A 20,849-nucleotide genomic window follows, 5' to 3' on the forward strand; every position below is an offset into this window, starting at 1 on the left:
CTGCTAGGACTCGCCCACGGCCTCGGCGATCATCTTCTGGAAGTGGATGACGAGGTGCTCGCTGTTCGTCAGGAAGCGGCCGGTGTTGGGGAGCCCGCCCAGAAGTCCGCGCTGAACCGAATCGGTCAGCGCATCGTCCTCGGCCGCGACCTGCTTGTTGAAGGCGATGAGCGACCTCGCGAAGTCTTCGCTCACACCGGGTCCGAAGAACTGCTCGGAAAGGCCCTTCGTCGCGTTCGGACCGTCGGGCGTCCAGACGTCGATCGAGAGGTTCGGAAAACCCGGATTGATGTTGATCGTCACGTTCGGCCACAGGAAGTGGTACTGCGACTGGGTCACCGTGCCGGCGACATCGTAGAGTTCAATCTTGCTTTTGCCGGCGAGGGCGGCGGGGCGCACCTGGCCGCTCTGGCTGGAAAAATAGCCGTGGGTCTTCAGCCTGTAGGCTTCAGGGCGTACGTCGATCGCGGCATTGAAGCCGGGATGGGCGACGGCGCAGTGGTAGCATTCGAGATAGTTCTCGAGCATCGCCTTCCAGTTGGCGTTCGACTGCCATTCTTCGCGGCTGTAGTGCACCAGCGTATCGAGCACGATGCCGCTTTCGGCGATAAGGTCGAGGACCGGGCCGTAGCAGGACGCCGCCGTCGGCGCGTCCGAGTCGAGGTTGACGAAGACGAACGGTCCTAGCGCTTCGGCGCGGATCGGCAGCAGCGGGAAATCGGCGAGATCGAAGTCCGGCTCCGACTGCGAGCGCGGCACGCGCCTGAGGCCGCCCCCCAGATCGTAGGTCCAGGCGTGGTAACCGCATTGCAGGCTCTTGGCGTTGCCGCGCCCCTTCATGACCTCGTGCCGGCGATGGCGGCAGACGTTCACGAAAGCGGCCAGGCCCTGCTCGTTGCGCAGCACGACGACGGGCACCCGGCCGGCATAGCCGGTCACGTAGTCGCCGATCTCTTTCAACTGCGAGAGCGGGCCGATGTAATTCCAGCTCTTGCGGAAGACCTGCACGATCTCGCGCTCGGTGATCGCGGGATCGGTATACCAGCGCGCCGGCAGCGATTCTCCCCGGTCGAGAGCGGCAAGCAGGCTTCGGGAAGGATCGGCATGGTTCGTCATTAATCGAACATAGCGGCCCGCAGCGTCGAAATTGCGGCCGAGATAGCAGCATGGCCGACCATCAGGAGGAACACGGTCCAGCCGGCTGTGATCGCCGTCATCGCCCAGCCGCACATCGCCATCACGCCGTCATCCTCGATCAGGGCGAAGCAGAAAAACAGGATCGCCCAGGCCGGAAAGAAATTGTCGAAGGGAATCGGAAGAGCGAGGATCAGCACGTCGATCGACAGCGCGATAAGGAGCAGCCGGCGCGGCACGCCGTTCACCCATCCCTCGTAGCGTGCATGCACGGTGTTCTCGAGCCAGCGGATGAAGCGGCGGGCGCGGTTCAGGAAATCCTGCAGCTTGCCGCGCGGCAGACCGCGCCTGCCGATCGTCGCGGGCAGGCACGGGACGGGGTGGCCGCCGAAGTATTGCGCGAGGACGTAGAGCATCGGCACGCCGGTGATCGTCGACAGCCAGGGAATGCCCGAGGGGATGATGTTCGCGATGTTGATCGCCAGAACCGCGAAGGCGTAGGAGCGGCCTTCGAAACCCTCGAGGAATTCGTTCAGCGAGAGGACCGAATTGCGGTCCCCGGCGAACAGCCGGTCGAGGGTCGCGAGAAGGCCGAAATTGTCCTTCATCCCCCTTTCCGCGAGACCAGGCGATGGGCCAGCACGAGATGCGGCTTGTCCAGCATCTTGCCGTCCATCGTGAGGACGCCGGCGCCGGGATTGCCCTCGAAGGTCGCGATGACGCGATGGGCCCAGTCGATCTCGGCCTCGGTCGGCGTGAAGACCTCATGGATGATGGCGACCTGGTCGGGATGGATGGCGATCTTGCCGCCATAGCCCATGCGCCGTGCGTCGTGCGCCTCGGCGCGCAGGCCCTCGACGTTGCGGATGTCGGGATAGACCGTGTCGTAGGCGGTGACGCCGGCCGCGACCGAGGCCATCAGGTTGACCGTGCGCGCCATCTTGAACGTGTCGTCATAGACGCCGGGCGAGGGGCCCTTCGCCAGCGCGCCTAGATCGGCCATCAGATCCTCGCCGCCCCAGGAGTGACCGATCAGCCGCGCATGCCTGGCCGGCGCCGCGGTGAGAGCGAGGATCGCCGCCGCGCTCTCGGTGGCGATGGTGAGGATGCGGGTCGCCCCGGCCTCGATCCCCTCGCGCGCTTCGAGCGCATCGAGATAGTTGGACAGCAAGTCGAGGTCGGCCTGGCCGACGCATTTGGGAAAAACGATCCCGTCTGGCTTGCCCTGCATGACGGTGGCGAGGTCGCCGAGCGTCAGGCCGGTGTCGAGCGCATTGACGCGCACGTAGAGCTTAGGTCCGGCGCGGTCGGCGCTCCTGAGATAGGCCAGCGCCATGTCGCGCGCGATCATCTTGCGGTCGGTGGCGACGGAGTCTTCGAGGTCGAGGATCAACCCGTCGGCGCCGGAGGCGGGGCCCTTGGCGAGCTTGCGCTCCGAATCGGCGGGGACGAACAGGAAAGATCGCACGGTCTTCAGCTCCTGGGCTTCTTGCGCATCAGCGCCTGGCGGGTGCATTCGGCGACGATCTCGTCGCGCTGGTTGATCGCGGTGTGGACGAACTCGACGATGCCGGCATCGGGACGCGACTTGCTCTCGCGCAGGCTGACGACGCGGGTTCGCACCCGCAGCGTGTCGCCGTGGAACACCGGCTTGGGAAAGCGCACGTCGGTCATGCCGAGATTGGCGATGGTTGTGCCGAGGGTCGTGTCGTTCACGGTGATGCCGATCATCAAGCCGAGCGTGAACAGGCTGTTGACGATGCGCTGGCCGAACTCGGTCTTGGAGGCGAATTCCTCGTCGAGATGCAGCGGCTGGACGTTCATGGTGAGCGAGCTGAACAGGACATTGTCCATCTCGGTCACGGTGCGCGTCCATTCGTGCTCGAACACGCGCCCGACGGTGAAGTCCTCGTAATGAAGTCCTGCCATCTTTCTCCTCGCGGAAGGGGGCCTTCCTAGCATGGATGGACGCTGGCCGGCTCGCCATCGTATCAAGGGTGCCACAGGATGAAACACCGGGACGGGGAGTAAGACGATGCGCGCGATGCTGAGCGAAACGCCGGGCGGGCCGGAGAGCCTGAAGCTGGTGGAGATGCCGTCCAAGCCGCTGGGCAAGGGCCAGGTGCGCGTCGCGACCAAGGCGGCCGGCGTCAACTTTCCCGACACGCTGATCATCCAGGACAAGTACCAGTTCAAGCCGCCGCGCCCCTTCGCGCCGGGCCACGAGATCGCGGGCGACATCACCGAGGTCGGCGAGGGCGTCACCGGCTACAAGGTGGGCGACCGCGTGATCGGCATGATCGGCAGCGGCGGCTATGCCACCGAGGCCGTGGTCGACCAGATCCAACTCCTGCCGATGCCGAAGAACATGAGCTACGAGGATGGTGCGGCGTTCACCATGACCTACGGCACTTCGTACTACGCGCTGAAGCAGCGCAGCAGCTACAAGCCCGGCGAGACGCTGCTGGTCACCGGCGCGTCGGGCGGCGTCGGCCTCACCGCGGTCGAACTGGGCGCGTTGATGGGCCTCAAGGTCATCGCCGCCGTCGGCTCCGACGAGAAGATGGAAGTCTGCAAGAAGTACGGCGCCACGATGTTCGTGAACTATGCCAAGGAGAAGATGCGCGACAAGGTCAAGGAACTGACCGGCGGCGCGGGCGCGGACATTATCTATGACGCGGTCGGTGGCGATGCATTCGACGAATCGATCCGCTGCATCGCCTGGTACGGGCGCCTGCTGGTGGTGGGCTTCGCGGCGGGCCGCATCCCGTCGCTCCCGGCCAATCTCGCGCTGCTCAAGAGCTGCGACGTGCGGGGCGTGTTTTACGGCGCCTGGCGCGGCCGCGAGCCCGCCGAGGCGCGCAAGAACTTCGACGAGATGCTGGCCTGGTACGGCGAGGGCAAGCTGAAGCCGCACATCTCCATGCGCTTCCCGCTGGAGAAGGCGGCCGATGCCATGAACGCCCTGCTGTCGCGCAAGGCGACCGGCAAGGTCATCATCGAGGTCGCCTGACAACACGGAGGCTTCGATGAGCAGACTGGCCGGCAAGATCGCAATCGTGACAGGCGCCGCCTCGGGCATCGGGGCGGCGTCGGCCAAGCTGTTCGCGGAGGAGGGCGCCCAGGTGCTGGCGGTCGACCGGCCGGAATCGGCGATCGACACGGTCCATGCCGGGAACACGGCGATCGAGGCCTTCGCGGCCGACATCACCGGCGACGACGCGCCAAAGAGGATCGTGGCGGCGGCCCTGGACCGGTTCGGGGCGCTCGACATCCTGTTCAACAATGCCGGCGTCAGCGGCCGCGCCTTCGTCGAGGAAATGACCGACGAGATGTGGGATCGCGTGAACGCGGTGAACGTCCGCGGGATGTTCCGGCTGTGCCGCGAGGCCATCCCGGCGTTGAAGCTGCGGGCCCGCGAGAAGGGCCGCGCACGCATCGTCAACACCGCCTCGGTCATGGCCTTCGACACCGACTACGGCCTGGCGGCCTATTGCGCGTCCAAGGCCGGCGTCGGCGGCCTGACGCGCACGCTGGCGCTGGAGCTCGGCAAGTTCAACATCACCGCCAACTATGTCTGCCCGGGCGCCATCTATAGCGGCATGACGCAGAGCAACTTCGACAAGCCGGAGATCCGCGAAGTCTGGGAGAAGAAGGCGGCGCTGCGCCGGCTCGGCCAGCCGATCGACATCGCCCGCGGCGCGTTGCTGCTGGCGTCCGACGATGCCGACTTCATCACCGGTCACGAGTTGGTGGTGGATGGCGGCCTCACCTTGCGCACCTGAGACGCAGGCCAGAAGAGTATGAAGCAAGGGCGCTGGAAACTTCCGCCGCTAGGGGTAAGCCCGGGCATCTCATGAGCTGTCGCAAAAGGCGCATCAAGAACTCGCAGCGCCGCTATAAGAAGTGAACCGAGCGCTATCGCGACCAGCAGTAGTAAGCAAACGCACGGCTACGAGGGCGGAGAATCTTTTTTAACGGCCTACTGCGCGGCGCCTTCCTTCCTGGGGTAATGGGCGCGCGGTTGCAGTCACGCCAGGCCCAGCCGCTGCAGGATCTTGACGACCGTGCACTCATCGAGGCAGCGCCATCCGGTTACGCCATGGAGGCCGGGTCCGGACCCGCAAGCACCGGAGCTTTCAGCTCCTCCAGCTGGTCCGCTGACAGAGCCACCGGACGACCGCTGCGCTTGGCATCGCTCAGCCCGCCGACGCCGTCGTGATTGTAGCGGCGAGCCCAGTCGCGCAGCGTCTGACGATCCATCCCGCAGGCCTCCGCCGCCTCCGCGCGTCAGACGAAGCAGCGATGGATAATCCCGGACATCAGAGAGTCGGGAATTGCAGCCGCTGATATGAAAACACATAGCCGATAGCAGTATCGAGTCCGGCCGGCGGCTCGCCTCGAGATTTGACGCTTGCATACTCAAAGTCCGGCTCATCAGTAACTCAAGGGCTCGCTTCTCACAGGAGAGATATCTTTGGGAACATTTGATGCCCCTGGCGATGACACTGCCTATCCCTCGTTGTCGTCGGCCCTCTTGCCGCATGCCTTGTCGCGGCCATTGAGCACCAATCAGCCGGAAGGCTGACCTCGCGACGTAACTGCAGACCGTCGCATCGACCGGATCGAACGCGCCGAAATCGCCAGCCAACGAGCGGACGATGACCGGGGCTGTCCGGGCGGCGGAGCCACTTTCCTTTCCACGCGACAGCAAGAACGCCCTCCAGGCCCCGATGGGCCGCTGAACGGAGACGAACATGGCAAGCATCGAGACAGAAGGGCTGCCCTGGGCAGCGCCTGCCGCGGACCCGTGGCCGCGCAACGAGCTTGGGGACGGCAGCGCGCTGGGCCTCCAGGCCGACGAGATGTTCGCGCGCCAGCTCGACACCCGGTTCGCGGGCGAGGTGCGTGCCCTGGTGACCGATCCGGTGACGGGTCTCGCGGGCCGGGACCCCGAGGGCGCGCTGGCCGGGATTGCCGAGACCACCCGGCTTCTGAGCGTGCTGAAGGACCGCTATCTGGCGCAGGCGATCGGGCCCCGTCGGAAGGCCCTGCTCGAACCGGTGATCGACCGGCGTCTCGACCGCGCCGGTGGCGACCTCGGCCGGATCGCGGAGCAGGCGACGTCGGTGCTGGACGACCGCATCGTGGCCGAGCGTATCGCCGACCTGCAGCAGGACGCGTCGCTGTCCTGGCAAGACCCGGCCCATCTGCGCACGCTGGGCCGCGCTACGGTGGGCGAACTGCGTTACCAGGGCGACCGAAAAGGCTGGGACGCGGGCCGGACCGATACGGCGGTGCGCACCGGCCTGAGCGATCTCTATGCCGGCGCGGTGGAGGCCGCGATCGGCCAGGATCCCGAGCGCGCGGCGAAGCTTTACGACCACGCACGCGACGTAATCCAGCCGGAGCGGCAGGCGGCGGTCGAGCGCAGGATCGAACGGGCGCGCGAGGAGCGTCGCGTAACGGAGATCGTCGGCGGTCTGGCCGACACGCCGGACGATCCGACACGCCGGCCCGACCTCGACGACTACCAGGCGCGCGCCGCCGAGGCGACACCGCCGGACGCCTCGCCCGAGGTGCGAGCGCAGGTGACCCGAATGGCACGGGTCGAACACGCGCGCGCCGACCGGGCGTGGCAGGCAACGCGAGGCCGCGCGGCCACAAGCGCGCTCGATTGGCTCGGCGCCAATCCCGCGGCGCCCCTGATGGCGATGCCTGCGGAGCTGCGCGACGGGTTAAGCCCGGAGCAGACGGACCGACTGGAGGCCGCAGCCACCAACGGCGGCCGCGTCGTTACCGATCAAGACCTCTACGACAGGCTCGACGACCAGGCCGTGCACGAGCCGGAAAGCTTTGTTGGCCTAGATCTCACGCAATACCGGCTGTCGCTCGGCGACAGCGACTACAACCGCCTGACCAAACTCCAGCAGACTCTCGCCGAAGGCAAATCCGATCCGGCCTTCGAGCGTCACCGTCTCGGTCGCCTGTTCCTGGGCGAGGGGTTGCGCGCTGCCAAAGTCGATCCCGACGGCGAGGAGGCCCGGACGGCACGGCAACAGCTCGACAGGCTCTTAGGCGCCTTCGAGCCTGTCGAGGGCAAACTGCCGACGATGGCCGACATTCGCGGCTTGGTCGGCGACGTGCTGCCGCGCGTGGAAGACGATCCAAATATCGTCCGGGTCGGCGATGAGTCGGTCGAAGCGCTGCCGCCAGAGCTTGAGGGGAAGGACGCGCTCGATGGGGCAGAGCCCCTCGTTGTCCATAACGACGACGGCAGCGCGCAGGTAGGCGAAGCCTTCGATCCGCAGAACATCATTCTCGCGCAAGCCGGAGGTGGCGGCGCTCGCGGTGGCGGAGGCGGTCGCGTTCCCCCACCGCCCCGCCCCCCTGCGGCGACAGGCCAACAGCCCGCACCAGGCATCGGGCACAACCGGCCGCCGGTGGCGCCTGGACTGCCACAGGCAATCGAGAATTTGCGGCGTTGGTTTCCACCTTCACCCCAGCCATCGGGCACGCAATCCGCACCCGATACGGCTGGAGCGGCAGCCGCTGCTGAACAGAAACCATCGCCTCAATCTCCCAGTGACTGGCTGGACGAGAGAGCACAACTGGCCAAAAGGGACGAGTATGTCGGTCCTAACGGCATAGACACGGCAATCGGAATCAAACTCGATCCCCGCGTCGGTGAACCGGCGGCAGGACGCGATTACTTGCCCGACAACGAGAACCATCGGAAGGGATTGCGCGGAGAGTTCGGGCTGGCCAACGACATCGCGCGGCATTTCCCGGATCACACGGTGATAGACTTCGGCAGGAAGGCGGGCCAGCGGGGGCCTGATGTGATCTCGGTCGATCGTAACGGCGAGATTCACTTCTGGGATTCCAAATGGCGCGGCTCTGATACGTCGATAGGTCCGAGCGGCCGGGCGCATCAGACGCCGCGGTCTTTGGGTGCCGCCCTGCAACATGCTGAAGACACCATTAATGCGGCGATGAAGAATGGACGCTTGTCACCTGAAGCCGGCGCCAGAGCATTGGAGAATTTAGCCAATAGGAACGTGACCATCGTCACGGTGGGGACTGGAAGCGCCCGCAACGGTGTGGTTGAACGAATCGCAGGTAGCGAGCGCGCTGTCGTCTATCCGCAGGGAGGCCGTGATGCCGAGGATTTTTGAGCCCGAAAGCGATCGCCAGTTCTACCTGGATTTTCTTCTGGCGATTGCAACTAAGTTCGAGCCGGAAACGACCGGGCCATTTAATCGCTCGCACTATATGGCTACTAAACTGAGAAACCTGGTCCACGCCCATCTCCTGGGCTTGCGCGAGCAGGTGTTGCCGCTAGCGCGGGCGCTCGCGGGCTGGATGGAGTCACAATCGGCGTGGCCAGAAGGCAAGGATTCCGAGGAATCATTCTACGCCTATCAGTGGTGGCAGACGCTGGGCCTGTGCAAGTGGCTGATCGATGGCGATTCAGCGGTGGCCGAGTTCGGTCGCGCAAGCGAGGCCGACTGGAGACAATGGGACCAGTTCGACCGCTTCGAGCCCAACGGCGCGAAGCTGCTGATGCTGGAGGGGCTCGAACTCGCCCTACCGCTCAACCTTGCGGCGCGACGCTATGACGTCGGCCTGAAGCTCTGTCAGGAGGCTGGACTCACCACCAGCCCTTCGTCAGCACCGGCGATCGTGCGGGCGGAACTGATGTATGGGCAGTGGGCTTGCCGTCATCTCGCCGCCGGTGGCAAGCCCGACGCGGCCTATGTCGCCAAGGGCGAAGAAATGCTGCGCAAGGTCATGTCGGAATGCTTCATCATGAACGGCTATCATACGAGAATGGCGATGTGGCTGAAGGCGATCTACCACGACAGCGGCGTCACGCGGACGCCGGAGGAGACGATCCTCAAGGCCTACGACACGATGACCGGCGTCGAGAAGCCGGCCTTCGCAAATTTGACGTCGGGAAGAGTCTAGCTGGCAACTGCATCAACAGAAGTGATGCAGGTGAGCCAGGCAATGGCCGTCGGCGCCCACACGCCCGGCCGTATCGATGGCGCGACGGCAAGAACGCGCGTCAGGCCGCGATGGGCCGTTGAACGGAGGTGAACATGACAGGCATCTAGTGTTCCGCAACGTCGTGCTCAAGCCCATCGATTTCCACCCATAAACTAGGCTAATTTGTTATGTGTTCGCCACGTCTCCTTCCCAAACAACAGGGAGGAGTCTGACGGCGTCTTTTGAAATGTGTGTAGCTTTGGACGAGGTATCGTCGACCATGAACAACATTGCCTCCTTCGCCGCCGACTACAGCGAGGCGCGCGAAAAGTTTCTGGCCGCCGCCCGGCTCACCGACGCCCAGACCTTTCGCTACGACAACCCGACCAAGGGTCCGAAGGGAGAGTCCCTGTCGACGGATGTGGCCTGGGTCGGGCCGGCGGACGCCTCGAAGGTGATGGTCACGATCTCGTCGACGCACGGGATCGAGGGTTATTGCGGCTCGGGCTTCCAGGTCGACTGGCTGGCCGGCGTCGGTGTCTCGGGACTGCCGAAGGGCACCGCGGCGCTGTTCGTGCATGCCATCAACCCCTACGGCTTCGCCTGGACGCGGCGCGTCACGGAGGAGGGCAACGACCTCAACCGCAACTATGTCGACCACTCCAAGCCCTATCCGGTGAACGAGGGCTATCTCGAGATCGCCGACGATCTCGTGCCGGCGGATTTCAGCGAGGCGGGGCGGGCGGCGGCCGATGGCAGGCTGGCGGCCTTCCGCCGGAAGGTGGGCGACGTCGAGTTCTTCCGCGCCGTCTCGGGCGGCCAGTACAGCCATGCCGACGGCATGTTCTTCGGCGGCGGCGGACCGGCCTGGTCGAACCGCACCCTGCACGCCATCGTCGACCGATACCTGAAGGGCCGCGATGACGTGGCCGTGGTTGACTTCCATACCGGCCTCGGTCCCTACGGCTACGGCGAACCGATCACCCATTACGACATCGGCACCGGCGGCTCGCGCCGGGTGCGGAGCTTCTGGGGCGAGTCGGTCACGGAATCGAAACGGGGCCAGACGGCCTCGCAGGCGCGCGACGGGCTCGGCCATTACGGGCTGAACCGCGTGCTGATGGAGCCGCAGACCCGGCTCACCATGTGCACCCTCGAATACGGCACCTTCGATCGCGAGAGCGGCCAGAAGGCCTTCCGGGCCGATCACTGGCTGCACAAATACGGCGACCCGCTAGGCAAGGAAGCCGAGGCGGTGCGCAAGGCGATGCGCCGCCAGTTCTACCCGGAGACCGACGACTGGAAGGAGGCCGTGCTGTTCCGCGGCCATCAGGTCGTGCGCCAGGCCATCGCCGGCCTTCAGCGCGGCCCGCTCTAGCTTTTGGGGACAAGCCCTCGAAAAGCCATACGCCCGCTCAGCGATCCTGCTACAAGCCTCCCCATGCGTGCACTCGTGGCGCTGCTGGCTTTCGCGGTCGTGGCGGCTCTCAATTTCCTGTGGTGGTGGGTTCCGAACCGGCCGGTCGAAATAGCCGGTTGGAATGCCGCGCCTCTCCAGAGCGTATCCTTCGCTCCCTACCGGCCGGGCCAGAGTCCGCTCACGCGCACCTTCCCGACGCCCGATCAGATCGAGGCCGATCTCAAGCGCCTCCAGGGCAAGGTCGGGGCGGTCCGCACTTATTCCTCGGGTGAGAATCTCGAGACGGTGCCACAGCGCGCCGGCAAGTACGGGCTCAAGGTCTGGCACGGCGCCTGGCTGAACAACAACGACAAGGAAAATCTCGAGCAGATCAACCTGCTGATCGACCATGCCAACAAGTACAAGGACACGGTCGAGCGGGTGATCGTCGGCAACGAGGTGCTGCTGCGCAAGGACCTCACCGCGAACGAGCTGCGCCGCTACATCCGGCAGGTGAAGCAGCGTGTGACTCAGCCGGTCACCTACGCCGACGTCTGGGAATTCTGGCTGCGCAACCCGTCTCTGGCCGACGAGGTCGACTTCATCACCATTCACATCCTGCCTTACTGGGAGGACGAGCCGATCGGGCTCGACCGCCGCGAGGCCGACGGCCAGCTTTCGATCGAGAAGCACCTGGTCGATATCTACAAGAAGGTCCAGGCGCGCTTTCCCGGCAAGAAGATCGTGATCGGCGAGACGGGCTGGCCCAGCGACGGCCGCATGCGTTCCGACGCGCGGCCGGGCCGTGTCGAGCAGGTGAAGTACTTCTCGATCTTCCGTGGCGCCGCCGAGCGGGAAGGGTTCGACTACAACGTCATCGAGGCGTTCGACCAGTACTGGAAGGCGCGGCAGGAAGGCACCGTGGGCGCCGAATGGGGCCTGCTGGACGCCCAGCGGCACGACAAGTTCGAATTGGGGAAGCCGGTGAGGGCGGAGCCGCACTGGCAGATCCTGTTCACCATTTCGACGATCGCCGGCGCCTTGCTCGTGCTCGCCTTTGCCAGCCGCCGCCAGGGCGGCGACTGGAAGGGCATCTGCCTCTTCGCGTTCTTCGCCCAACTCGTGGCGACCTGTTACGTGCAGGCGACTTGGGTTGACCTGACCCGCAATTTCTACTTCGAGAAAACCCTCGGCATCGCCTTCTGGGCGATCCTGCTGGCCTTGTTCAGCTACGCCCTGCTGCGCGGCATCGCCGACAGCCTGACCGGACGGATGGCTGACCCGTCGCTCTATGGGGCACGCGTGCGCGATTCGTGGCGGGCCTGGCGGGAGCTACCGCGTTACCGCATCGTCCAGCGCGCCGACCTGATGGCGCAGATGCTCTATCTCGTGCTCACGCTCCTCTGCATCTTCTACCTGATCGTGATCAGCATCGACTGGTACGACGGGGTGATCCGCATCGGCGACTGGTTCCGCCAGATCGCGATCGACGGCCGCTACCGCGATTTCCCGATGTGGAGCTTCGTCATCCCGAGCATCGTGCTGATGCTGTGGAAGACGACCACCATCCTGCGCACCGATCCGGTCGTGCGCGATCATCGCGTCGCCAAGGCGCTCTCCTTCGGCCGCCTGCTGGGCTACGACGGCAGCCGCGGCTCCGTGCGGATGGACCGGCGGATGAGCCGGTTCGCGCCGGTCCTGCCCGAGATCGTGCTGGCCTCGATGCTGGTCTTCTGGGCCGTCGTGCTGGTCATCACCGAAGGGGCGATCAAGCTGCATGATGGCGGCGCCGGCGGTTTCGTGTCGACCGATGGTGGCCGCTGGGTCATCCGCACGTTGCTCTGGAACACCCAGGCCAACTGGTTCGCGTTCATGGCGCTGCTGATGGCCGTTCCGTATATCGCCACCATCTATGTATCGGTACGCGAGCCTCTGGCAGAATTGCCGCCGGACTCCTATACGAACAAATGGTAGGCGCTGAGCCGGGAGTTACGAGATGGAAATCAAGGGCGAGTACAGGATTGCGGCATCGCGGGAGAAGGTCTTCGCGGCGCTGAACGACCAGGCCATTCTGCAGGCCTGCATTCCGGGATGCGAGTCGCTGGAGATGCTTTCACCCACCGAGATGACCGCGAAGGTGCGCCTGCGCATCGGACCGGTGAGTGCTGCGTTCTCGGGCAAGGTGACGCTCTCCGACATCGATCCGCCGAACGGCTACCGGATCTCCGGCGAAGGGCAGGGCGGCGTTGCGGGCTTTGCCAAGGGCGGCGCGGTGGTGGCCCTCACGGAAGACGGCAGCGACACGATCCTGAAATACGAGGTCGACGCCCAGGTCGGCGGCAAGATCGCCCAGGTCGGCGCCCGCCTGATCACCGGCACGGCCAAGAAGCTGGCCGATCAGTTCTTCGGCAAGTTCGCGGAGAGCGTCGGCGCGCCGCCGCCCGTCGCGGCTGCGTGATGACGATGCCGCCGTCGAGCCCGTCGGGAGATCTGCCGCCTCCGGTGCCGTCTGCTGCAGCGCAGCGCGGATTTCGTCACTGGACCGTCATCGGTGTCGGCGCCGCCGTGCTGATCCTTGTCTTTCTTGCGAGTCGTTAGCAGTTAGCGACCCGTAACTTGCAATTCCCTTGACCGCCACGTGAAGGGCTTGCGAGAGTCGTGGGCAATGCCCGGCGGCCGCGCATAGCCGCAGCCGCGCGAACCAATACGTGAGGGGAGATTGAGTATGACCATTTCCGTCGCCATGACCGTCAACGGCAAGTCCGTCTCGGGCAAGGTCGAGGCGCGCACGCTGCTGGTTCAGTTCCTGCGTGAAAATCTCGGCATGACCGGGACCCATGTCGGCTGCGACACCAGCCAGTGCGGCGCCTGCGTCGTCCACGTCGACGGCCAGTCGGTGAAGTCGTGCACCATGCTCGCGGTCCAGGCCGAGGGCGCGCAGGTCACGACCATCGAAGGTCTGGCCCCGAGCGCCGACAAGCTGCACCCGATGCAGGAAGCCTTCCGCGACAACCATGCCCTGCAGTGCGGCTTCTGCACCCCCGGCATGGTGATGAGCGCCATCGACATGGTGAAGCGCCACAACTACGTGCTCGACGAGGCCACGGTGCGCCGCGAGCTCGAAGGCAATCTCTGCCGTTGCACCGGCTACCACAACATCGTGAAGGCAATCCTGGCCGCTGCGCCGGCTATGAAAACCGCAGGGGTGTAAGCCATGACCTCCGCCACCGGAATCGGTGCCCGCGTCCTGCGTACGGAAGACAAGCGCTTCCTGACCGGGACCGGTCGCTATGTCGACGATCTGCCCCTCGCCCGGGCGACCTACGCGTATTTCCTGCGTTCGCCGCATGCCCATGCGAAGATCAAGAGCATCGACATTTCGGCAGCGGAGAAGAGTCCTGGCGTCGTCAATATCTTCACCGGCAAAGATCTTGTCGACGCCAAGGTGGGCGGCCTGATCTGCGGCTGGGTGGTGAAGGACAAGAACGGTGAGCCGCACAAGGCGCCGCCGCACCCGGTGATGGCGGTCGATACGGTCCGCTACGTCGGAGACACGGTCGCCATGGTCGTGGCCAACAGCCATGACGAGGCCAAAGATGCGGCCGAGGCGATCAAGGTCGACTACGAGGTGCTTCCGGCCAACGTCGACCTCGCCAGGGCATTCGACAAGGACGCCCCGCAGGTTCACGGCGAGGCGCCGGGCAACCTGATCTACGACTGGGAGATCGGCGTGAAGGCCGATGTCGAGGCGGCGTTCGCCAAGGCGGCGCACGTCACCAAAATGGACATCGTCAACAATCGCCTGATTCCCAATGCCATGGAGCCGCGCGCCGCGGCAGCCGAATACGACAAGGGCACGGGCAACTACACGCTCTGGTCGACCTCGCAGAACCCGCATGTGCTGCGTCTGATCCTGTCGGCGTTCGTGCTGGGCATTCCCGAGCACAAGCTGCGGGTCATCGCCCCGGACGTCGGCGGCGGCTTCGGCAGCAAGATCTTCTGCTACGCCGACGAGACGATGGTGTGCTGGGCGGCCTCGCGGGTCGGCCGGCCGATCAAGTGGACGGCCGAGCGCAGCGAGTCGTTCCAGACCGACTGCCACGGTCGCGACCACGTCACGCACGCTGAACTCGCTCTCGACAAGGAGGGCAAGTTCCTGGCCCTCAAGGTCGAGACGATCGCCAACATGGGCGCCTACCTGTCGACCTTCTCGACAGCGGTCCCGACCTACCTCTATGCGACCCTGCTGGCCGGCCAGTACACGACGCCGCTCATCTACGCCAACGTGAAGGCGGCGGTGACGCACACGGCGCCGGTCGATGCCTATCGCGGCGCCGGACGCCCCGAGGCGACGTTCGTCATCGAGACGATCGTCAGCAAGGCGGCCGCCGAGCTGAGGATGGATCCGGCCGAGTTGCGCCGGAAGAACTTCATCCCGACGACGGCCTTCCCGTACCAGACGCCGGTGGCGCTGCAGTACGATTCGGGCAACTACCCGCCGATCATCGACGAGGCGATGAAGATCGCCGACTATCCGGGCTTCGAGGCAAGGCGGGCGGAAGCCAAGGCGCGCGGCAAGCTGCGCGGCATCGGTTTCTCGTCCTACATCGAGGCCTGCGGCCTCGCGCCCTCGCAAGTCGTAGGCTCCCTGGGGGCCGGCGTCGGCCAGTGGGAATCGGCGCAGATCAAGTTCAACCCGACCGGCAATGTCCAGGTCATGACCGGGGCGCACAGCCACGGCCAGGGTCACGAGACCACCTTCGCCCAGCTGATCCACGACCGGCTGGGCGTGCCGATGGACCAGATCGAAATCGTGCACGGCGATACCGCGACCACGCCCTTCGGCATGGGCACCTACGGCAGCCGCTCGCTGGCCGTCGGAGGCTCGGCGATCATGAAGGCGACTGACAAGATCATCGCAAAGGGCAAGAAGATCGCGGCCCATCTGATGGAAGCCGACGTGGCCGACGTCGTGTTCGAGAACGGCACCTTCAAGGTGGCGGGCACGGACAAGAACGTGCCGCTGGCCCAGGCGGTGTTCGCCGCCTACGTGCCGCACAACTATCCGCACGCCGAGCTCGAGCCGGGCATGGACGAGAACGCCTTCTACGATCCGGCGAACTTCGTCTATCCATCCGGAACGCAGATCTGCGAGGTCGAGATCGATCCGGAGACCGGCATCGTCGAGGTCATCGCCCATACCGCGGTCGACGATTTCGGCAACATCATCAATCCGATGATCGTCGAGGGACAGGTCCATGGCGGCATCGTCCAGGGTGTCGGTCAGGCACTGTTCGAGGGTGCGGTCTACGATAAGGCGACGGGCCAGCTGCTGAGCGGCTCGTTCATGGACTACACGATGCCGCGCGCCGACAACTTCCCGTCGTTCAAGCTCGGCTACAAAGTCACCCCGTGCCCGCACAATCCGCTGGGCGTGAAGGGATGCGGCGAAGCGGGGGCCATTGCGGCGCCCGCGGCCGTGATGAATGCGGTTCACAACGCGCTGGCGCCGGTCGGCGTCAAGCACGTGGAAATGCCCGCCACGCCGCTCAACGTGTGGCAGTCGATCCAGGGCGCCCAGCACGCGGCGGCCGAGTAAACGGAGGAAATCCAGATGTACGATTTTGCCTATCATCGTCCGAAGTCGGTTGCCGACGCGATCGCCCTGCTCAAGGGCAATGAAGAAGCCCGCCCGATGTCGGGCGGCATGACCCTGATCCCGACGCTGAAGCAGCGTCTGGCCCGGCCGAGCGACGTTGTCGATCTCGGCGGCCTCAAGGAACTGGCCGGCATCAAGATCGAAGGCGACAACGTCGTCATCGGCGGCATGACCAAGCATGGCGACGTCGCGACTTCGGCCGACGTGAAGAAGGTCATTCCGGCACTGGCCGACCTGGCCGGCCATATCGGCGATCCGCAGGTCCGCAACCGCGGCACGATGGGCGGCTCGGTCGCCAACAACGATCCGGCGGCCGACTATCCGGCGGCCGTGGTGGCACTGAATGCCACGGTGACGACCAACACCGGCAAGCATACTGCCGACGCTTTCTTCAAAGGCCTGTTCGAGACAGCGCTGGGAGAGGGCGAGATCATCACCGCCATCAGCTTCCCGAAGGCCGAAAAGGCCGCCTATATGAAGTTCCCGAACCCGGCCTCGCGCTACGCGATGGTCGGTGTGTTCGTCGCCAAGACGGCGGCGGGCGTGCGCGTCGCGGTGACGGGCGCCGGCCCCAGCGTCTTCCGCGTGAAGGCGATGGAAGAGGCGCTGTCGAAGAACTTCTCGTCGGACGCCATCAAGGACATCAAGGTGCCGGCCGACGGCCTGAACAGCGACATCCACGGCAGCGCCGAATATCGCGCCCACCTGGTGGGCGTGATGGCCCGCCGCGCGGTCGACAAGGCCAACAAGTAGCTGATTGGCTATCCTGGGACTAACATTAGGGCGCCCCTAACCGGGCGCCCTTTCTTTTGAAGCGGGTACGACATGAAGGCTCTGGTTACAGGCTTCGATCCGTTCGGCGGCGACGCGGTCAATCCGTCGTCCCTGGCGGTGAGCCGGCTCAGGAAGAAGATCGGGACGGTGAGCGTGGTGACCGCGGTGCTTCCGACGTCCTATGCAAAGTCCGCGACTGTGCTGCGCAAGGCGATCGACGAGGCGAAGCCCGACATCGTGCTGTGCGTCGGCCAGGCCGGCGGCCGCACCGAGCTCAGCCTCGAGCGGATCGGCATCAACCTCCAGGACGCGCGCATCCCCGACAACGATCGCAAGCAACCGATCGACGTGCCGGTGCGCGCCGATGGTCCGGCCGCCTATTTCGCGACCCTGCCGGTCAAGGCCTGCGTTGCGGAGATGCGCAAGGCGGGGTTCCCCGCCAACGTGTCCAACACCGCCGGCACCTTCGTCTGCAACCACATCCTCTATTCGCTGATGGACATCATCGCGACCCACCCGGCGAAGATGCGCGGCGGCTTCCTGCACATTCCCTACGTACCCGAGCAGGCGGCGCGGCTGGGCGGTGCGCCGTCGATGGCCGTCGACGACATCGTGCGCGGGATCGCGATCATCGTTGCGACCAGCGCCGACCGGACGACGGACATCCACACCGCCGAAGGCCGGATTTCTTAATGGAGCGCGCCACTCCCGTGGCGCTCATGCTTCGTCAGTAGCCAAGGGACGAGCGCCGCGGCAGTGGCGCGCTCCCTTGGTTCCAGTCTCCGCTACTCCGCCGCGATCGCGAGTGGGGGCGGAGCGTGGTGGGCCGGCGAGGACTGGGCGGCGTCCGCCGGCTTCTTCACCCTGAACCACGCCGCGTAGAGCGCCGGCAGGAACAGCAGGGTGAGGGCGGTCGCGACCAGCAGTCCGCCCATAAGCGCGACGGCCATGGGACCCCAGAAGACGCTGCGCGACAGCGGGATCATGGCGAAGATCGCCGTGCCGGCGGTCAGCAAGATCGGGCGGGCGCGGCGTACCGTGGCGTCGATCACCGCATCCCACTTGCTGTGGCCGGCGGCGATGTCCTGGTCGATCTGGTCCACCAGGATCACCGAGTTGCGCATGATCATCCCGGCCAGCGCGATCACGCCCAGCAGCGAGACGAAGCCGAACGGCTGGTTGAACAGAAGCAGGAACAGCGACACGCCGATCAGGCCGAGCGGGGCGGTGAGCAGCACCAGCGCCAGTTTCGAGAAGCTCTGGAGCTGCAGCATCAGGAACAGGATCATCAGGAAGGCCATCAGCGGCATCATCTTGAAGATCGAGGCCTGGCTCTTGGCCGACTCCTCCTGGTCGCCGCCGACCTCGATGCGGTAACCGGGCGGCAGGCTGGCGCGGACCGGCGCCAGCGCCTTGTCGATGCGCGCGGCGACGTCCGGTCCCTGCACGCCGTCGGCCACACCGGCGCGGACCGTCATCAGCAGGTCCTTATTGCGTCGCCACAGGATCGGCTCCTCGAGCTCGAACTTCAGGGTTGCGAGCTGGGCCAGCGAGACCACGCCGCCCGTCGAGGTGCGCAGGTTGATCGCCTCCAGCCCCTCGACGCTCAGCCGTTCCGGCGCGACGGCGCGGGCGACGACATCGATCGATTCGGTGCGTTCGCGATATTGGGTGACGTTGATGCCCGTCAGAAGGGTCTGCAGCGTGTTGCCCAGCGCCTGCGGATCGACGCCGAGCGCGCGCGCCTTCGCCTGGTCGACTTCGAGACGCACCGTCTTGGCGAGTTCGTTCCAGTCGAAGTTGACGTCGCGTGTCGCCGGATCGGCCTTGAACACCTGCCGCACCTGTTCCGCCACCTGGCGCACCCTCTGCGGGTCGTCGCCCAGCACGCGGAACATGACGGGGTAGCTGACCGGCGGGCCGTTCTGCAGGCGCTGCACGCGGGCACGGACGGCCTCGAAGTCCTTCTTGAAGAGGTCGTCGAGAGCGGCGACGACCCGCTCGCGGGCCACCAGGTCCTTGGTCATGACGATGATCTGGCCGAAATTGGCATTCGAAAGCTCTGGCACCGTGGGCAGGTAGAAGCGCGGGCTGCCGGCGCCGACATAGGCGGTGTAGGAGGCCACGTCGGCGCTGTTGCCGAGCCAGGTTTCGAGCTTGCGGATCTCGGCGTCGGTCGCCGCCCACGACGCGCCCTGCGCCAGCTTCATGTCGACTATCAGCTCAGGCCGGTTGGCGGTCGGGAAGAACTGTTTGGACACCAGTCCGAAGGCCGCGATCGAGCCGACGAAGGCCAGCGCCGTGATGGCGATGGTCGTCTTGCGCCAGGTGACGCACCACGTGACCATCTTGCGGAAGAGCGTGTAGAGCCGGCCGTTGTACGGATCGTGGTGCTGGACCTTGGGCGTCGGCAGCAGGTGGTAGCCCATCCACGGCGTGAACAGGACGGCCACGAACCATGAGATGATCAGCGACAGACCGACCACCCAGAAGATCGAGTTGGTATATTCGCCGGCGCCGGAGCGTGCGAAGCCCACCGGCACGAAGCCCACGGCCGTCACCAGCGTTCCCGTCAGCATGGGGAAGGCGGTGGAGGTGTAGGCGTAGGTCGCGGCCTCCATGCGGCTGGCACCTTGTTCCAGCTTAACCATCATCATCTCGACGGCGATGATCGCGTCGTCGACCAGCAGGCCCAGCGCAATGATCAGCGCGCCGAGCGAGATGCGCTGGAAGTCGATGCCGAGCAGCAGCATGCCGACGAAGGTGATCGCCAGCACCAGCGGCACGGAGAGGGCCACGATCACGCCGGTGCGGATGCCGAGGCTGACGAAGGAGACCACCAGCACGATCGCCAGCGCCTCGAGCAGCGAGGAGCTGAATTCCTCGAACGACTTGGCGACGACCTCGGGCTGATTGGCGATGCGATGCACCGTGATCCCGACCGGCAGGCCGGCCTCAACCTCCTTCATCGTCTTGTCGAGCGCGACACCCAGCTTCTCGACGTTGCCACCCGGCGCCATGACGACGCCGAGGCCGATCACCGCCTTGCCGTTGAAGCGCATGGCGAGCTGGCGCGGATCCTGGTAGCCGCGCTTGATCTCGGCGACGTCGCCCAGGGTGAGCGTCTGGCCGTTGGCGGTGAAGGGTAGCGCCATCAGCTGCTCGGCCGAGGTCGGCGCGCCGTCGACCCTGACGGCCACGCGCTCGCCCTTGGTCTCGACGGTGCCGGTGGCCACGATCGCGTTCTGCCGTCGCACGACCTCGAGGATCTGGTCGACCGGCACACCCAGCATGGCGAGCCTGGTGTGGCTGAACTCGATGTAGATCTTCTCGTCCTGCAGGCCGAACAGGTCGGCCTTGGTGACGTCCGGCACGCGCAGCAGGCGCTGGCGCACCGCCTTGGCGATCTCCTTGACCTCGGCGGCTGAGAACCCGTCGGCCTCGAAGGCCCAGATCATGCTGTAGGTATCGCCGTACTCGTCGTTGAAGAAGGGGCCGACCACGCCCTGCGGCAGCGAGCTCTTGATGTCGCCCACCTTCTTGCGCACCTGGTACCAGAGGTCGGCGACCCGGCCCGGCGGGGTGTCGTCCCGCAGCGAGACGTAGATCACCGTCTCGCCGGGCTTGGTGTAGCTCTGGACGTTGTAGAAGTAGGGGAGTTCCTGAAGCTTGGTCTCGATCTTCTCGGTGACCTGCTGCTCGACCTCGCGCGCGGTGGCGCCGGGCCAGGCCGCCGACACCACCATCTGCTTGATGGTAAAGGGCGGGTCCTCGGCGCGGCCGAGATTGAAGAAGGCATAGAAGCCGGCCAGAGTCAGCGCGATCATGAAGAACACGGTGAGCGTGCTGTACTTCAGCGCCAGCGCCGAGAGATTGGTGCGCGTCGTCATG

At 65.6% G+C, this 20,849-nt stretch carries 16 protein-coding genes and 1 pseudogene; 11 read left to right on the forward strand and 6 right to left on the reverse strand.

The window, feature by feature from the left end:
• Positions 1 to 3: 3 nt before the first annotated feature.
• Genes ACQY78_RS01580 through ACQY78_RS01595 form a run of 4 tightly spaced genes read right to left on the reverse strand, consistent with a single transcriptional unit; the run spans position 4 to position 3,063 of the window.
• Positions 4 to 1,116: an aromatic ring-hydroxylating oxygenase subunit alpha gene (locus tag ACQY78_RS01580; RefSeq protein ID WP_428682108.1), complete on the reverse strand. Its 1,113-nt coding sequence runs from the start codon at positions 1,114 to 1,116 to the stop codon at positions 4 to 6.
• Positions 1,116 to 1,742 carry an exopolysaccharide biosynthesis protein gene (locus ACQY78_RS01585; protein ID WP_428682110.1) on the reverse strand — a complete coding sequence of 209 codons (627 nt, stop codon included), beginning with the start codon at positions 1,740 to 1,742 and terminating at the stop codon, positions 1,116 to 1,118. Before ACQY78_RS01585 ends, ACQY78_RS01580 begins: the two co-directional genes overlap by 1 nt.
• Complete coding sequence (locus ACQY78_RS01590; RefSeq protein ID WP_428682112.1) at positions 1,739 to 2,602, reverse strand: HpcH/HpaI aldolase/citrate lyase family protein; 864 nt, start codon at positions 2,600 to 2,602, stop codon at positions 1,739 to 1,741. Before ACQY78_RS01590 ends, ACQY78_RS01585 begins: the two co-directional genes overlap by 4 nt.
• A 5-nt stretch (positions 2,603 to 2,607) precedes the next feature.
• Positions 2,608 to 3,063: a MaoC family dehydratase gene (locus ACQY78_RS01595; protein ID WP_428682114.1), complete on the reverse strand. Its 456-nt coding sequence runs from the start codon at positions 3,061 to 3,063 to the stop codon at positions 2,608 to 2,610.
• Positions 3,064 to 3,169: 106 nt separating this feature from the next.
• Here ACQY78_RS01595 and ACQY78_RS01600 point away from each other — a divergent pair, with 106 nt between their 5' ends.
• Both ACQY78_RS01600 and ACQY78_RS01605 read left to right on the forward strand, forming a co-directional pair.
• Positions 3,170 to 4,147, forward strand: a complete 978-nt coding sequence (locus tag ACQY78_RS01600) for an NADPH:quinone oxidoreductase family protein (RefSeq protein ID WP_428682116.1) — start codon at positions 3,170 to 3,172, stop codon at positions 4,145 to 4,147.
• 16 nt (positions 4,148 to 4,163) lie between these two features.
• Complete coding sequence (locus ACQY78_RS01605; RefSeq protein WP_428682118.1) at positions 4,164 to 4,919, forward strand: SDR family NAD(P)-dependent oxidoreductase; 756 nt, start codon at positions 4,164 to 4,166, stop codon at positions 4,917 to 4,919.
• Positions 4,920 to 5,229: 310 nt separating this feature from the next.
• Here ACQY78_RS01605 and ACQY78_RS01610 read toward each other — a convergent pair.
• Positions 5,230 to 5,409: pseudogene (locus tag ACQY78_RS01610) on the reverse strand (helix-turn-helix domain-containing protein); the annotation flags it as partial.
• 482 nt (positions 5,410 to 5,891) lie between these two features.
• Between ACQY78_RS01610 and ACQY78_RS01615 the strand changes: the two are divergent.
• The 9 genes from ACQY78_RS01615 to pcp all read left to right on the forward strand — a co-directional run bounded on the left by ACQY78_RS01615 (position 5,892) and on the right by pcp (position 17,651).
• A complete protein-coding gene (locus ACQY78_RS01615) occupies positions 5,892 to 8,312 on the forward strand; it encodes a hypothetical protein (RefSeq protein WP_428682120.1) in 2,421 nt (806 codons plus the stop codon).
• A complete protein-coding gene (locus ACQY78_RS01620) occupies positions 8,293 to 9,105 on the forward strand; it encodes a hypothetical protein (RefSeq protein ID WP_428682122.1) in 813 nt (270 codons plus the stop codon). The genes ACQY78_RS01615 and ACQY78_RS01620 overlap by 20 nt, the downstream gene beginning before the upstream one ends.
• Positions 9,106 to 9,406: 301 nt before the next feature.
• Positions 9,407 to 10,504, forward strand: coding sequence for a M14 family metallopeptidase (locus tag ACQY78_RS01625; protein ID WP_428682124.1), 1,098 nt, complete (start codon positions 9,407 to 9,409; stop codon positions 10,502 to 10,504).
• 63 nt (positions 10,505 to 10,567) lie between these two features.
• A complete protein-coding gene (locus ACQY78_RS01630; protein ID WP_428682126.1) occupies positions 10,568 to 12,499 on the forward strand; it encodes a hypothetical protein in 1,932 nt (643 codons plus the stop codon).
• A 22-nt stretch (positions 12,500 to 12,521) separates the two neighbouring features.
• Positions 12,522 to 12,983 carry an SRPBCC family protein gene (locus ACQY78_RS01635; protein ID WP_298316623.1) on the forward strand — a complete coding sequence of 154 codons (462 nt, stop codon included), beginning with the start codon at positions 12,522 to 12,524 and terminating at the stop codon, positions 12,981 to 12,983.
• 267 nt (positions 12,984 to 13,250) lie between these two features.
• Complete coding sequence (locus tag ACQY78_RS01640; RefSeq protein ID WP_428682128.1) at positions 13,251 to 13,736, forward strand: (2Fe-2S)-binding protein; 486 nt, start codon at positions 13,251 to 13,253, stop codon at positions 13,734 to 13,736.
• Between the two features lie 3 nt (positions 13,737 to 13,739).
• On the forward strand, positions 13,740 to 16,124 hold the full coding sequence (locus ACQY78_RS01645; protein ID WP_428682130.1) for a xanthine dehydrogenase family protein molybdopterin-binding subunit: 2,385 nt from the start codon (positions 13,740 to 13,742) through the stop codon (positions 16,122 to 16,124).
• A 15-nt stretch (positions 16,125 to 16,139) separates the two neighbouring features.
• Entirely contained in the window at positions 16,140 to 16,937 is a 798-nt protein-coding gene (locus tag ACQY78_RS01650) for an FAD binding domain-containing protein (protein ID WP_428682132.1), read from the forward strand.
• A 72-nt stretch (positions 16,938 to 17,009) separates the two neighbouring features.
• Entirely contained in the window at positions 17,010 to 17,651 is a 642-nt protein-coding gene (gene pcp / locus ACQY78_RS01655; protein ID WP_428682134.1) for a pyroglutamyl-peptidase I, read from the forward strand.
• A gap of 92 nt (positions 17,652 to 17,743) precedes the next feature.
• Here pcp and ACQY78_RS01660 read toward each other — a convergent pair whose 3' ends face one another.
• Positions 17,744 to 20,848 (reverse strand): efflux RND transporter permease subunit, encoded by a 3,105-nt coding sequence (locus tag ACQY78_RS01660; protein WP_428682136.1) that lies wholly within the window; start codon positions 20,846 to 20,848, stop codon positions 17,744 to 17,746.
• Position 20,849 lies beyond the last annotated feature (1 nt).

This window comes from Reyranella sp. (assembly GCF_965279625.1).
Lineage (GTDB): Bacteria > Pseudomonadota > Alphaproteobacteria > Reyranellales > Reyranellaceae > Reyranella.